Origin of the sequence: Natronobacterium texcoconense, assembly GCF_900104065.1 — an archaeon.
GTDB lineage: Archaea > Halobacteriota > Halobacteria > Halobacteriales > Natrialbaceae > Natronobacterium > Natronobacterium texcoconense.
The window spans coordinates 1191492-1205710 of record NZ_FNLC01000001.1; the positions used below are offsets into that span (position 1 = coordinate 1191492).

Annotated in this window: 14 protein-coding genes and 1 tRNA gene; 10 read left to right on the top strand and 5 right to left on the bottom strand. The window is 63.7% G+C overall.

What is annotated here, in order from left to right; translation table 11 throughout:
* Window positions 1–9 precede the first annotated feature (9 nt).
* Both BLR35_RS05980 and BLR35_RS05985 read left to right on the top strand, forming a co-directional pair.
* Entirely contained in the window at window positions 10–1305 is a 1296-nt protein-coding gene (locus BLR35_RS05980; RefSeq protein ID WP_090378784.1) for a M20/M25/M40 family metallo-hydrolase, read from the top strand.
* Window positions 1306–1413: 108 nt separating this feature from the next.
* Window positions 1414–1926, top strand: coding sequence for a hypothetical protein (locus tag BLR35_RS05985; protein ID WP_090378787.1), 513 nt, complete (start codon window positions 1414–1416; stop codon window positions 1924–1926).
* Between the two features lie 35 nt (window positions 1927–1961).
* Here the strand turns inward: BLR35_RS05985 and BLR35_RS05990 are convergent, their stop codons facing one another.
* Window positions 1962–2912: an AAA family ATPase gene (locus BLR35_RS05990; protein WP_090378790.1), complete on the bottom strand. Its 951-nt coding sequence runs from the start codon at window positions 2910–2912 to the stop codon at window positions 1962–1964.
* A 114-nt stretch (window positions 2913–3026) separates the two neighbouring features.
* On the opposite strand from BLR35_RS05990, the gene BLR35_RS05995 reads away from it, so the two are divergent.
* The 3 genes from BLR35_RS05995 to BLR35_RS06005 all read left to right on the top strand — a co-directional run bounded on the left by BLR35_RS05995 (window position 3027) and on the right by BLR35_RS06005 (window position 5881).
* Window positions 3027–3111 (top strand) — tRNA-Ser (locus BLR35_RS05995).
* A gap of 643 nt (window positions 3112–3754) precedes the next feature.
* Window positions 3755–5131: a 4Fe-4S ferredoxin N-terminal domain-containing protein gene (locus BLR35_RS06000; protein ID WP_090378793.1), complete on the top strand. Its 1377-nt coding sequence runs from the start codon at window positions 3755–3757 to the stop codon at window positions 5129–5131.
* 552 nt (window positions 5132–5683) lie between these two features.
* Window positions 5684–5881 (top strand): hypothetical protein, encoded by a 198-nt coding sequence (locus BLR35_RS06005; protein ID WP_090378796.1) that lies wholly within the window; start codon window positions 5684–5686, stop codon window positions 5879–5881.
* Between the two features lie 34 nt (window positions 5882–5915).
* Here BLR35_RS06005 and BLR35_RS06010 read toward each other — a convergent pair whose 3' ends face one another.
* From BLR35_RS06010 to BLR35_RS06020, 3 genes are all read right to left on the bottom strand, one after another.
* Window positions 5916–7448 (bottom strand): 2-isopropylmalate synthase, encoded by a 1533-nt coding sequence (locus BLR35_RS06010; protein WP_090378799.1) that lies wholly within the window; start codon window positions 7446–7448, stop codon window positions 5916–5918.
* Window positions 7449–7623: 175 nt separating this feature from the next.
* A complete protein-coding gene (locus BLR35_RS06015; protein ID WP_090378802.1) occupies window positions 7624–7977 on the bottom strand; it encodes a DUF192 domain-containing protein in 354 nt (117 codons plus the stop codon).
* Between the two features lie 54 nt (window positions 7978–8031).
* Window positions 8032–9594 carry a methyl-accepting chemotaxis protein gene (locus BLR35_RS06020; protein ID WP_090378804.1) on the bottom strand — a complete coding sequence of 521 codons (1563 nt, stop codon included), beginning with the start codon at window positions 9592–9594 and terminating at the stop codon, window positions 8032–8034.
* A 134-nt stretch (window positions 9595–9728) separates the two neighbouring features.
* On the opposite strand from BLR35_RS06020, the gene BLR35_RS06025 reads away from it, so the two are divergent.
* The 3 genes from BLR35_RS06025 (at window position 9729) to BLR35_RS06035 (ending at window position 11941) form a co-directional block, all read left to right on the top strand.
* A complete protein-coding gene (locus tag BLR35_RS06025) occupies window positions 9729–10265 on the top strand; it encodes a DUF7097 family protein (RefSeq protein WP_090378807.1) in 537 nt (178 codons plus the stop codon).
* Between the two features lie 57 nt (window positions 10266–10322).
* Window positions 10323–11441, top strand: coding sequence for a saccharopine dehydrogenase family protein (locus BLR35_RS06030; RefSeq protein WP_090378810.1), 1119 nt, complete (start codon window positions 10323–10325; stop codon window positions 11439–11441).
* Window positions 11442–11509: 68 nt separating this feature from the next.
* Window positions 11510–11941: a hypothetical protein gene (locus BLR35_RS06035; RefSeq protein ID WP_139169245.1), complete on the top strand. Its 432-nt coding sequence runs from the start codon at window positions 11510–11512 to the stop codon at window positions 11939–11941.
* A 29-nt stretch (window positions 11942–11970) separates the two neighbouring features.
* On the opposite strand, the gene BLR35_RS06040 is transcribed toward BLR35_RS06035, so the two are convergent.
* Window positions 11971–12168, bottom strand: a complete 198-nt coding sequence (locus BLR35_RS06040) for a DUF5800 family protein (protein WP_090379738.1) — start codon at window positions 12166–12168, stop codon at window positions 11971–11973.
* 117 nt (window positions 12169–12285) lie between these two features.
* Between BLR35_RS06040 and BLR35_RS06045 the strand changes: the two genes are divergently transcribed.
* Window positions 12286–13146, top strand: coding sequence for a polymer-forming cytoskeletal protein (locus tag BLR35_RS06045; protein ID WP_090378816.1), 861 nt, complete (start codon window positions 12286–12288; stop codon window positions 13144–13146).
* A 192-nt stretch (window positions 13147–13338) separates the two neighbouring features.
* On the top strand, window positions 13339–14217 hold the full coding sequence (locus BLR35_RS06050) for an electron transfer flavoprotein subunit beta/FixA family protein (RefSeq protein ID WP_090378819.1): 879 nt from the start codon (window positions 13339–13341) through the stop codon (window positions 14215–14217).
* Window positions 14218–14219: the final 2 nt, after the last annotated feature.

Consider the following 14219-nt stretch of genomic DNA (forward strand, 5'->3'; position numbering starts at 1 on the left):
GCCGTAGGTATGGACTTCGATCTCAGGGAGTTTACCGATCGTCTCTGTCGATTTCGGACGACTGCTGGCGAGGAGGCCGCTGCTGCGGACTGGCTCCAGGATCGCTTCGAGGAACTCGGCTTCGAGACCTACGCGTGGGACGCCGATCCCGATCTGCTCGCGAACCATCCGTCTTTCCCAGACGATCCGGCCGTCCTCGAGGCCGAAGTCGAAGGGCGACGGAGCGTCGCCGGCGTACTCGCACTCGGTGAGGCCGATCCCGGTGGCGACGACGAGTACCCGACAGTCGTCCTGAACGGACACTTCGACGTAGTTCCCGCCGAGCGAGGAGTGTGGTCGAGCGATCCGTTCGACCCGGTTCGGCGAGGTGGTGACGACGACCCCGAGACGCTCACCGCCCGCGGCGCAGCGGATATGAAGTCCGGGCTCGCGGCTTGCGTCGGCGCGGCACTCGAGGTTCGCGAAGCGATCGAGTCCGGCGAGATGGACGCCAACCTCCGGATCGTCGTCGAGGCCGTCGCCGGCGAGGAAGACGGCGGCTTCGGCGCGGCGACGGCAGCACTCGAGAATCCCTACCCGTTCGACCGCGATGCAGCGATCGTCGCGGAGCCGACCGAACTCCGTCCCGTCGTCGCCTGCGAGGGGAGTCTGATGGCTCGCCTCGAGTTGTCTGGGAAAAGCGCCCACGCCGCGACGCGGTGGCACGGCGAGGACGTGCTCCCGCGATTCGAGCGGATTCGGCAGGCCTTCGTGGATCTCGAGTCCGAGCGCACCCAGGCGACGACGCATCCGCTCTACGAGGCGTTCCCGGTTTCGGCTCCCGTCGTCTGCGGGAAAGTCGAGGCTGGATCGTGGGCGTCGACGGTTCCGGCGTCGCTAACGGCGGAGTTCCGGATCGGCGTCCTCCCCGGCGAGACGGTTCGGGAGGTCCAAGAGCAGTTCGAGCAACGGCTCGCGGAAGTCGTCGCCGACGATCCGTGGCTCCGCGAGAATCCGCCGCAGTTCGAACGCTTTTCCGTCCAGTTCGAGCCCTGCGAGATCGACGCCGACGAGCCGATCGTCGAGGCGATACGGGCCGGAATGGACGACGCTGGGGTTTCGCCTGCGGAGCCCGAGGGTGTGACCTACGGCGCCGACTCACGACACTACATCGAGGCAGGTATTCCGACGGTGCTGTTCGGGCCGGGAAGCATCTCCGAGGCGCACTATCCGAACGAGACGATCGAGTGGGCGGAGGTCGAGGAGGCACACAATGCGATCGCAGCTGCAGTGCTCGAGTACGCCGAGATGGTTCCTAACAGTTGAACCAGAATTCTGTCGAGTATAGATTTGGTCGGGGACCCAGGCCCTGCCACAGATGTGAATTTCGAGCCCTCCAAAGGAGTATAAGTTCTCCAGCACTAAGTACACGATATGAACCGCCGCCGATTACTCGCTCTTTCGGGTGTCGGTGTTGGCGTCTCCGGCGGGTATCTGGCACGGGAGTGGCATCGGTCCCGTTCACCGACGCTCCCCGACGGAATGGACGTCGATACCCACTACACGACCGACTTCCCCACGTTCGTATTAGAAGAGCAGTGGGAAGGCAGAGCCGATTGGAGAGAAGAACGCCACCACGTCTTTGCAGACGCCGATGCTGCCGACGAAGCAGTACGAACGACACGCGAGTCTCTCACGTCGCTCGTCGACGAGACTGATTTCGACGTCTCGTACCTCCTCGTCGTCCAGAACGGAATGCAATCGGCACCCGACCTAGAATTGGAGGGGATCGAACGGGTAGACGACAGCATCCACGTCGAAATCAGTATCAATGCGCCATCCAGTGGTGGCGACGATCTGGCTACCCACACCTTCCTAACCAGAATTACCGATACGAAAACCGGTGTGCCAGAAACCGCATCCGTCGATATCGAGGGCTACGTCTAACCGTTACTCCCGCAGTTGTAGACACGTTCGGTGCCCTACTCGAGCGTCGGCACCGGCACCGACTCGAGGATCGAGTCGACGATCTGGGCTTTGTCGACGCGGTTGACGGTTGCGTCCGGCGTCAGAACGAGTCGGTGGGCGAGCACCGGACCCGAGACGCGTTTGATGTCGTCGGGCGTAACGTATTCGCGGCCGACGATCGTCGCGTAGGCTCGCGCAGCCTCGAACAGCCGCTGGGTACCACGCGGGGAGACGCCGACCTCGACGCGGCCGTCAGTGCGGGTCTCGCGAGCGATTGCGGCGACGTACTCGAGCAGGTCCTCGTCGACGCGAATCGTCTCGGGGACCGACCGGAGGTGGTCGACCTGGTCGGGTTCGAGAACCGACTCGACCGTGGGGCTGGTCGTCTCGCGGCCGGCGCGTCGCCGCAGGAGTTCGACCTCGCCGTCCTCGTCGGGGTACCCCATCGAGGTCTTGACGAGGAAGCGATCGACCTGTGCTTCGGGCAGCGGAAAAGTCCCTTCCTGTTCGACGGGGTTCTGGGTTGCGATGACGAAAAACGGATCCGGAAGCTGGCGGGTCTCGCCGTCGACCGTCACCTGCCCTTCTTCCATCGCCTCGAGCAGGGCGGCCTGCGTTTTGGGGGGTGCGCGGTTGATCTCGTCGGCCAGCACGATGTTCGCGAAGATCGGTCCCTCGTTGAACTCGAAGGTCCGCTCGCGTTCGTTGAAGACGTGCGTGCCGGTCACGTCGGCCGGAAGGAGGTCGGGCGTAAACTGGATGCGGGAAAAGGACAGGCCGAGCGCGTCGGCGACGCTGCGGGCGGTCAGCGTCTTGCCCGTGCCGGGCACGTCCTCTAAGAGGACGTGGCCGCGGCCGACCACGCCGACGAGGATCTCCTCGAGAAAGGATCGGTCGCAGATGACCGCATCGCCGACGGTCTCGAGGACGGCCTCGCACTCGTCGCTTGCCTTGGTAACGTCCATGAAGACGGCGTCGGGGGCTCGAGTCAAACCGTTTACGCTTGGGGACGAGACCCCGTCACATCCCTCGAGAAAAATCGAAACCGGTAAAAACGTCTCGCGGGTAGATAGAGATGAGCCGAGATAGCCTAGCCCGGCCAAGGCGGCAGATTCGAAATCTGCTGTCCTCACGGACTCGGGAGTTCAAATCTCCCTCTCGGCGCTTCTGTGGCGACCAACAACGACGAGCGGCGCGTAGCAACGCGAGTCATCCGGTCGCCACGAACGACTACGGGAGATTTGAATCAGGGAGGTCGCAGGCTCGCGAACGAAGTGAGCGAGACCGTCCGACTGTGGTTCAAATCTCCCTCTCGGCGCTTTTCAGCGAACAACACCGCCGAGCACCGCGTAGCGTGTGCTCGGCATCCGTGAGCGGAAAGCGTGAACAGGGAGTTTGAACGAGACCAGGCGCGCGCAGCATAGCGAGCACGTCTGGGCGTTGTTCAAATCTCCCTCTCGGCGCTTTTCACCAGCACAAAACGACGAGCATAGCGAGTCGTCCGTGCTGCTGAAAACGATACAGAGGAGATTTGAATTAGACCGAGGTTCTGCGCCGCAGGCGCAGGTTCTCGGGCGTTGTTCAAATCTCCCTCTCGGCGCTTCTACGGTGACCAATACTGACGAGCGGGCGTAGCGACGCGAGTCGTCCAGTCTCTCCCTCGGAATCGCAGACGGCGTATACCTCGCCGTCATGCGCAGGGCTGTTTTTTATCGATATGTGTGTGGTCCCCACGCAGTGTGATCGATAGCAACGCTACCGCCCTTTCGTACGGTCCAGCGCCGCCTTCTCGAGGTGACGCCGCCCGATGAGTGACGATCGTCCGGACCGTGACGATCCGTTCCACCCTCTCGGGGAGGCCGCAGAGGAGGACTTCGAGCGAATGCTCGAGGAGACCGAGTACGACGCGGAACTCGGGATGGAAATGGCCAGAGACGCCTTGCGGCTGACGAAAGGCGAGATCGGCGAGGAGGAGTTCTACGATCGGTACCACGAGGACGTGATCGAGGAGTTCGGCGAGGACGAACGGCCGATGGCTGCGGAGATCGAGGCGGCGCGAGCGGAAGACGGGGAGGGTGCGGTCTCCGAGGCGCTCTCGACGCTCGGCGTCGGCAGCGAGTCGCGGCGCGATGTGATGAAGAAGATGGGCGCGGGGGCCGGTGTCGTCGGCCTCGGTGCGTTCGGTGCGAGTCAGGGACCGGACGGGACCGACCCGGCCGCTGCGCAGGACGAACAGGAAGACGCGGAAGACGGCGATGGCGTCCAGTGGGGAATGACTCTCGACCTCGAGACCTGCGACGGCTGTCTTTCCTGTGTCGTCGCCTGTAACGCGGAGCACAACTGGAACGAGGGGGCAAACTGGATGTACATCCTCGCCTACGACGACGGGATCGTCGAGTCCCCGGACACCGACGAGTTCGACGACTTCCGCGAGTTCAACTACCTCATCCGGCCCTGTCAGCACTGTACGGACGCCCCGTGTGAGAAGGTGTGTCCGACGACGGCCCGTCACACCCGCGACGAAGGTGGGCTGGTGTTGACGGATTACGACGTCTGTATCGGCTGCCGGTACTGTCAGGTTGCCTGTCCGTACGGCGTCAACTACTTCCAGTGGGAGGACCCCCCGGAGGAAGCACAGGAGATGGACGACGACATGATTTACGACCAGCGCGACCGGTGGGTCAGCGGTGCCGGACCGCGTGGCGTCATGGAGAAGTGCATCTTCGATCCAGCCCGTCAGGACGGACAGATGGGCGAGGACATGGTCGGAACGACGGCCTGTGAGGACGCCTGTCCACCCGGTGCGATCCAGTTCGGCGACATGAACGACCCCGAGAGCGATCCCCAGCAGTACCTCGAGGATACCGCGCTCGCACGCGCCCTCGAGCACGATCCCGAGGAGGAAGACCTCCAGGAAGCGATCGAGATACTGCAGGACGAAGACGACGCCGACGAGGAGGAACTCGAGGAGGCACGCACGCTCATCGAGAGCGAGTACGGCACCGGCGACTCGCGGTTCAGGCTCCTCGAGGAGTACAACACGAATCCGAACGTGATGTATATCGGCAACGAGCCGGGGCCACACGCCGAGCAGGTCGAGGGGCCCGTCGCCTACGATGACGTTGGTATGGTGGACAATCGGAAGAACGTCCTCGACGAGGGAACGGTCGGCTTCGATCTCTGAGACGGTCCGTTGTAGCAATTTGACGACCCCGGAATAGCTCTCGATCGTCCCGGAAGTGAGTGGTCGTTAAAGTGGCCGATATTTGATAGGAACCGCGTGCTGGATACATGGCACGAATGTGGGACGGACTGAGGGAAATCTACAAGTGTTAGTGATCGGTCAATAGGAGATGATCTACCACCAAAATCAACTTCCCCTCTCCTCAATCACCGACCAATGATCTTGTCATAGAGCCATACACCTACAAACACAACTGCGAGAAGGAGGAGTATATTGAACAATATGACTGTTATTTCCGGAATTCCAGGGAGCTGTAAGGGTGTGGGGTTCACAACTAGAGGTAATATTAGGAAAATGATAGGCTTTGGGGTGTCCTATATACAGGTGTACTGAACGACTATTTCTCCTACTTCGTAGCGAAACAAACAGAGTCGTGTTGCACTTATGCTCTGAATTCAACCGCTAGAACCTATCGTCTGTCGAGGGTTTCGACGACTGACAGCAGTCCGTATAACTCGAGGCTTTCATAACGGTTCGGCCGAAGAACCGGATATGGATACTCGTGACCGGGTAATCGTCGGCACGCTCTGGTTTTCCGTCGCTGCAGTGATGGCGCTGACGCTCGAGCCCGCGATTCCGTCGACAGTGAGCGAGGGTGCGCGGCTGTTCGTGGTCGTCGTTGCGCTGTCTCTCTCCGTCCTCTACATCTTCGATCCCTGGGGGCTGTTGAGTCGACAGCCGTTCCACTGATCGTCTCGGTTACCGCAAAAATACGCCAGTTAGGTCAGTCGTCCGCCAGCGCGAGCGGGTTCTCTTCGGTCGCGAGTAGTCGATCGAGCGCGTCGACCATCGCGTCGACGCTGGCGCGCGTGATGTCGGCCTCGCTGCGGGCGACCGTTACGGAGCGGTCGTCGCGGACCATCGTCACCTCGACGGTGACGACGGCGTCCGTTCCGCCCGTCACGGCGTCGACGTGGTAGGACTCGAGTTCGGCGTCGGCGCGCGAACCCAGTGCCTTGCGGATCGCGGAGACGGCCGCGTCGACGGGACCGGAGCCGGTGCCGCTGGCGACGCGCTCCTCGCCGTCGACTGCGAGGCGGACGCTGGCTGTCGGGACGGGGCCGCCGCTGGTCGCCTGGACGTCGAGCAGTTCGACGACGCGTTCGCGGTCGTCGCCGGTAACGTCCTCGGCGATGGCGAGCAGATCGGCGTCGGTCACCCGCCGGCCGCGGTCGCCGAGTTCCGTCACACGGGTGGCGATATCGGCGACTTCGTCGTCGGTCGCCTCGACGCCGTGTTCCTCGAGGGTCGCTTCGACACCTGCCCGGCCGGTGTGTTTCCCGAGTGCGAGTCGGCGCTCGCGTCCGACCGTCTCGGGCGCGTAGGGTTCGTACATCTTGTCGTCCTTGAGCGTACCGTCCGTGTGGATCCCGCTCTCGTGGGTGAAGGCGTTCTCGCCGATGACGGCCTTGTTCGGCGGCAACGCAACACCGGTCGCCCGCGAGACGATCTGGGCGAGGTCGTACAGTTCCTCGAGGTCGACCGTCTCGACGTCGTAGACGTGCGAGAGGGCGATCGCGACCTCCTCGAGCGCGACGTTGCCGGCGCGTTCGCCGAGTCCGTCGACCGTACAGTGAACCAGGTCGGCGCCAGCAGCGACGGCCGCGAGCGCGTTCGCGACGCCCAGGCCGAGGTCGTCGTGGGTGTGGGCGCTGACCGGTCCGAGTTCTGCGAGTCGCGAGACTGCCTTCGCGGTGTGTTCCGGCCCCGTGTGGCCGACGGTGTCGGCGAAACAGAACCGGTCCGCGCCGGCGTCGAGCGAAGTCTCGGCCAGGTCCGCGAGGTAGTCGAGGTCGGCCCGTGAGCCGTCTTCGCCGATGACTTCGACCCACAGGTCGTGATCCGTGGCGTACTCGACGAGTTCGGCTGTCGTCGCCAGGTTGTCCTCGCGGGAGGTGCCGACCTTCCCCTCGACGTGGCGGTCGCTCGAGGGGACGACGACGTGGACGCCGTCGACGTCACACTCGAGCGCGAGGTCGACGTCGCCCGTGAGCCCCCTGCAGAAACTCGTCACGCGGGCCTCGAGGTCGAGGTCGGTGACCCGCGAGATGGCCTGGCGTTCACCCGCACCGGTGCAGGCGCTGCCGGCCTCGATCGTCGAGACGCCGGCACGCTCGAGTGCGCGGGCGATCTCGACTTTCTCGTTCGGTGAGAGCGAGACGCCAGGGGCTTGTTCGCCGTCACGAAGCGTCGTATCGAGAAGGCGGACTGTACGGTCGGATGCTATCGTCTGTTCGGCTGAGTGAGTAACAGGCAAGAATGATGAACTGCGACTACGTTCGTCGCGGAATTTCGCGCCCAGCCGGGTCGCCCCGACTTCCTCTATCCTCGTCAGGCATGGAATCTCGTGCCATCGTACCACGTCCTATTGTAACAGGCCTACTTAACTCCGCCCCTCGAGGCGGAGTTTGCGCCGTCGTGGTTGCGAGCCGTCAGGTTTCCTCGAGGAAGAGTCGATCTCCTTCTTCGACGTCGTCTGCGGCGCCGGCCGGGAGTTCGACGATCGTGTCGGCTTCCGCACGGGCGAACCCGCGCCATGGCTGGAGGCGTTCGACCCGCGTCACCTCGCGGTCGACGACCCAGACGACGTCGATCGGGAAGAAGACGAATAGCATGTGGACGTCACGCGACGTCGCACCGTCGAACCGGAAGACGAGTGCCGATCCGTCGGGGAACGACCGGCGGAACATCAACCCGCGAACCTGACTGAGCATCGACTCCGCGAGATCGACGCTCGTCGCGAGCACCGACGACCCCTCGCCGGCCGGTTTATGTCGTAATCGCACGCCCTCGAGTCGGTACCGGGGGGTGAAAAAACTCCCGTCCCGTACCGGGGACGCTCACGCCATCGCACGATCGATCGTCGCGTTCGGGCCGACGTCGGTCTCGAACCGCTCGAGCGCTTCCGAGAGATCCGTGGCTCGCTGACCGAGTTCGTCGGCCGAATCCAGGACAGATGCGAGTGCGGAAGTCTGCTGTTCGGCGGCCACGGCGACGGTTTCAGCCTCGCTGCTCGTCGTCTCCGAGATAGTCGCGACCTCGTCGACGACCGCGACCACTCCCTGGGTCGAGGCCGCCTGCTGTTCGGTCGCCGTCGAAATCTCCTTGACTCCGTCAGTGGTCTCGGCGGCGTAGTCGGCGATCTCGTCGAGCGAGTCCATCACGTGGGTAACGAGTTCGTCGACGCGGTCGATCTCCTCGCTCGTCCGGTCGACGGCCGTCGCCGACCGGTCGGTCTGGGACTGGACCGCCTCGAGCTGGGCGCTGATCTGTCTGGCGGCCTCCTTGACGTCCTGGGAGAGTTCCTTGACCTCGGCTGCGACGGTGCTGAACCCACCTGTGTCGCTCCCGCCCGCGGAGCGCGAGGCCTCGATGTTGGCGTTCAGCGCCAGCATGTTCGTCTGTTCGGCGATTTCCGTGATCGTCTCGGTCAGGTCGTCGATCCGGTCGACCTGCGTCCGAAGGTCGTCGAACTCTTCGACCGCAGAGCGATACTCCGACTCGAGGTCGTCACAGGCCTCGATCGCCGCCCACGCTGCCGCACGGCCCTCACGGGTCGTTCGCGTCGTCCGTTCCGCGAGATCGACGACGTCGTTCGAGGAAGCGGCGATCCGTTCGGTCGTCGTCGAGAGCGTGTCCATCCGGGAGTCGACCAGTTGCAGGGCCTGGTACTGCCGTTCCGCTCCCTCGGAGATCTCCTGAATCGAGTCGCTGACCTCTCGGCTCGAGGTCCTGACGTCCTCGCTCGAGTCGGTGACGCCCGTACTCGCGGCCACGACGTCGGTCGCGAATCCGTCGAGGCGAGCGATCGTCGCCTCCATTTCGGCAACCATTCCGTTGAATTCCTCGGCGATCGACGTCATCGCCTCGTGCTCGCCCTGTGGCTCCATACGAGCGGTCAGGTCACCGCTTGCGGCCGACTGGATCACCCGACTGTACTCGGCTGCCGTCCGTTCCAGTCGCTGGTTGCTTCGCTCGAGCGCGTCTCGTTCGGCCTGCAACGCCGCCCGCTGGCGCTCGGTTTTCTGGATCCGCTTTTCGAACCCGTCACACGTCGCGTCGATGCCGTCGTAGAGTCGGCCGACTGCGTCGATCCGCTCCGACTCGAGGTCGATCCCTGAGTCGTCGTCTCTTTCCTCGAGTTCGTGGGTGAGACGGTCTATCGATTTCGCCGTGTTGTGAGCGAGAAGCGCCCCGACGAGTCCGGTCGCGAGTGCGCCACCGCCGATAGCGACGAGCCCGTACGTCGTCGCGGTGGCCGGTTCGATGCCGTCGACGGCGACGGCACCGACGAGGCCGGCGGTTCCGAGGGCGAACGTCGCCAGAGAGAGTACGATGGCGAACTTGAGCGCGTATCTGCGCCTGACGAACTGTGGGACGAGACGTCGAAGCTTCCCGATCATGATCCAGGATGTATGTCCCCTCCCACCGAGTTTCCAAAACCTTTTCTTTAAAATCAACTACTATTCTAGAGTACGTATCGGTCTGCTGTAGGGTCGGTGCATTCAACACGGTCCAGTCCATACTGGGGGCCGATATGGAGAAGACGCCCCAGGGAACGTCGGTCGGCGTCGACGACCCCTACGAGTTCGCGGGCGTCTGTGACTACCTCACCGGAGAGGGACAGTGTCGCTACGCCCTCGAGCAGTACGGACACGACCCGGAGTTCGCTCGCGAACGCGCACAGGAGGAGTACGAGTGTCCGGTCGTCGACCCCGAACGTGAGGAGACCTGGGCCGACTGTCCGCACTTTCGGTCTCGCAACCGCGACCGCGAGTGCGTCCGCTGTGGCCTGGAGGAGAAGCGGATGGCCCACGACGACGAGCGGCCGCTGCTCGAGGAACACCACCTCTCGTACGCTCGCGACGGCGAGGAACTCTCCCACGAGATCACGGTCTACCTCTGTCGGTGGTGCCATTCGAAGGTCCACAACTCCTGGGCACGGATCACGGACGACGCCTCGCCCGAACCGGCAGCCATCGCGGAACTCGAGGGGCGACGGAGTCGTGAACAGGAGGAACTGGGGTTTTCGTCGGCCGCGGATCGGTACGATCCAGAAGCGAGCGACGAGTAGTCGATCACATGCGTTCGTCGGGGAGTTGTTTAACCGCTCAGCTACCGAACGCTCGCCGTGTCCCAGGTACTCGTCTACGGTTCGTACGGCTTCGTCGGCGACCTGATCGTCCGGGAGGCGATCGACCGCGGACTCGAGGTCGTCCTCGCCGGCCGCGACCCCGAAGCCGTCGCCGAACAGGTCGAGGAACTCGAGGTGCCGGGTCGACGGTTCGCGCTGGACGACCCGGACGTCGTCGCCGAAGCGATCGACGGCGCGGATGTCGACTGCGTGTTGAACTGTGCGGGCCCGTTTTCGAATACCGCGGAACCGCTCGTCGAGGGCTGTCTGCGGACGGGGACGGACTACGTCGACATCACTGGCGAGATTCCGGTCATCGAATCGATCGCGGATCGCGATAGCGAGGCGGAAAACGCCGACATCACGCTGTTGCCTGCCGTCGGTTTCTCCGTGGTGGCGATGGACTGTCTCGCGGCCCACCTCGCGGACCGACTCCCCGAGGCTGATGCGCTCGCACTCGGTGTCGACTCGCTGCGTCCGCCGTCGATCGGTACGGTCCGGACGGTCATCGAGGGTGCCGAAGACGGCGGTGCAGTCTACCGGGACGGCACGCTCGAGCACGTTCCCGCCGCGTGGCGAACGCGGCGCATCGACTTCGGTCGCGGTACCAGACCTGCAGTGACGATGCCGACGGGCGACGTCTCGACGGCTCACTACACGACGGGTGTACCGAACGTGACCGTCTACGCGCTCATGCCCCAGCCTGCAAGAGCGGCACTGAAAGCACACCGGTACCTCGCGCCGATAGTCGCTTCGAGGCCGATCCAGGAGACGCTAAAGACGCTCGCAGGCTACGTCCGTGAGGGGCCGTCCCCGTGGTCGCGAAAGCTCGGATCGACCTACGTCTGGGGCGAAGCAACGGTCGACAGCACAGACGACGAAACACCCGACAGACAGGCCGTCTCCCGGCTGAAGACACCTGACGCCTACGTCGTGACCGTAAACGGTGCCGTCGAAGCGACCGAGCGCGTCCTCGAGAGCGAGGCCGAAAGCGGATTCCAGACGCCCGCTGGCACGTTCGGGTCCGGATTCGTCCTCGACCTCGAGGGCGTCGAGGGCTACTTCGACGAGACGACGCCCGAGTCGGGGACACGAGTGGTCGACGTCCCGTCGTAGGCAACGGCCGGGCGCTTCCTGCTGGTGCAGGCAACGAGCGTTTCGTCCGGCGGCCACGTGTCCGAGACATGGGTACTATGTTCACCGAGGAAGACATCGGCAAGACGGTCGAGGACTCGAACGGAGCGGCGCTCGGCGTCGTCGCGTCCGTCGACGACGGCATCGCGATGGTCGAACCGGATCCCGGAGCCATCGACTCAATCAAGGCGGCACTCGGCTGGGAGAGCGATCCCGACGAGGTGTTCCCGGTCGAACCCGGCTCCGTGGACGTGATCGGCGGCGAAACTGTGCGTCTCGAGGGTGACGGAGCCGACCGAACCGAAGACGACGTACGAATGGCCGATGGGAACGAGAACGGAGCGAAACGCGGAGGTGCGACTCGAGACCAGTCGCAGGTCGAGGGAGAAGCCGGCAGTGACCGCCACCAGGATAACGCGGACGCACCGCCGGAGGGCGATCGGACGATGACGACCGACCGCGGGAGAAAAGACGACCGGTAGCGGTCACAGCATATCGTTCGCGGTGTCTGTCAGTCGATAATGTCGCCGACGCGTCGCGGTTCGCCCTGCAGGTTCGGCTGTTCGGCGACGATCTTCAGCACCTCGTGGTCGGTGACGTCGTAGTAGGTCTTCTCCGTTGCCTCTTCGATGAGTTCTCGCTCGAGTCGGAACTCGGTACCTTCGTAGACGACGTCGACACCCTCGTCGTCGAACGCAAGTGTAGTCATGCCCATCCGTATGAGCCGAGATAGTAAAAACGGGCCGGACTCGCGCGATGATATCCGTCCGCCGTCCGTCAGACGACGCGCGAGGTTTATTAACGAAGGAACGCATTGGATGGAAGTGTGTCCTTCAGCAGGGATCCGCTCGACGAACTCGTCGTCCCGGACGGGACTGAAGTCAAGGAAGTCGCCGTCGAAACCGACGGTGACGTCCTCGTCGGGAGCCGTGCGACGATCGACTTCGGGATCCGCGGCCGGAACGTCCTCGCGGGCGAGAGCGTCGAGGTCGGCGGCGAAATCGAGGCCGAGGGAGACTGTCGGCTCGACATGTGGTGTGACGTCGCCCAGAACGTTCTCGTCGCCGAGGACGCCTACATCGGCGAACGGGTCCACATCGGCGGACAGCTAAAGGTCGCCGGCGACCTGGACATCGGTGACGACGTCGACATCGAGGAGGGGTTCGAGGCCAACGGCTGGATCGTCATCCGGAACCCGATGCCGACGATCGTCTTGCTTTTCGTCTACCTCAAACACCTGCTTCTGGTCGGCGAGGAAGACACTGCACAGCGACTCATCTCGGAACTCGTCGACGAGGAGGAACTGGACCAGCCCTCGACCGATCCGCTCGTCATTCCACCCAATTCGACGCTCTCGGACGACGCCTGGCGAACCTCCACGCCTGCAACGATCGGTTCGGACTGTCGACTCCACGGCAACGTTCGCGCCGAGACCCTCGAGGTCGGCGACGAGTGCAACGTCTTCGGGAGCCTGCGTGCTCGCGGTGATATCCGTATCGGCGAGGAAACTCGGATACACGGCGACCTGACGACTCGGGACGGTGACGTGGTCATCGAGGGTGACGCACGCGTACTCGGTGACGTCTCCTGTACGAACCTGGACCTGGCCCCCGGCGCGGAGGTTGACGGGACGATCAGGGCAAGCGGCGAGGTCACGATGGGAACGACCGAGCGCGAACTCGAGTAACACGCGAGAAATAGTCTTTGTGGCCGATCGTAATCGGCGGTTGACTCGGTAAAGAGCTGCTAGAAAACTCCTACCGTCGCCTGAGCGCACTGTTTCTAATGGCGATTTTCACCCCCATCCTTAATACCCATACTTCCGATAGGGAGAGACAGGCATGGTATTTGAGAACATACTTGTTGGACGGAGGTATCCATGCGATCGATCGTACTGACCAAGGGCGTCCCCGATTTCTCGGAGGGGGCAGTGTCGTTCGACGAAGACGGTCACCTCGAGCGGGGCAAGACGCCGACGGTGATGAACCCGAACGACGCGTTCGCGGTCGAGGCGGCCCTGCAGACCAGGGTCCGCCACGGCGGTCACGTCAGTGGGATGAGCATGGGGCCGCCGGGGTACGCGGACGTCCTGCAGGAGGCGATGGAGTCGGTCTACACCGACGACAGCTATCTGCTCTCGGATCGGGAACTGGCCGCCTCGGACACGTGGGCGACGTCGATCACGCTGAGTGCGGGCCTCGAGAAGTATCAGGAGGAGGTCGGGGAGATCGACCTCGTTTTCGCGGGGTTCAAATCGGCCGACGGGGAGACGGGTCAGACCGGCCCCCAGACTGCCTGGGCGATGGACTGGCCGATCGTCACGCACGTGATCGCGCTCGATATCGATCCCGACGAGCGGGTTCTGCGGGCAAAACGGCTCGTCGAGGGTGACGTCGACGAAATCGAGACGGTCGAGGCGCCGCTTCCCTGTTTCGTCGTCACCGACCCCGAGTTCGAACCGACGTATCGGAAGGCCTCACATCGACTGACCCACAAACAGCTTCGGGCGGAGACCCAGGAGCGGGCGGCCGAACACGAGGAACACCTGACCACGTGGAGTCAAGTCGACCTGAATCTCGACCCCGACTACATCGGACTCGACGGCTCGCCGACGATCGTCTCGTCGGTCGATCCGATCCCGAAGGCACCGTCCGAACGGGACGCGACGATGATCGATCCCGACGAAGACGACATGAGCGACGTACTCGAGGAGATGCAACCGTTTGCCGCCGGCGCTGGCGCGGAGGCAGGTGATTGACC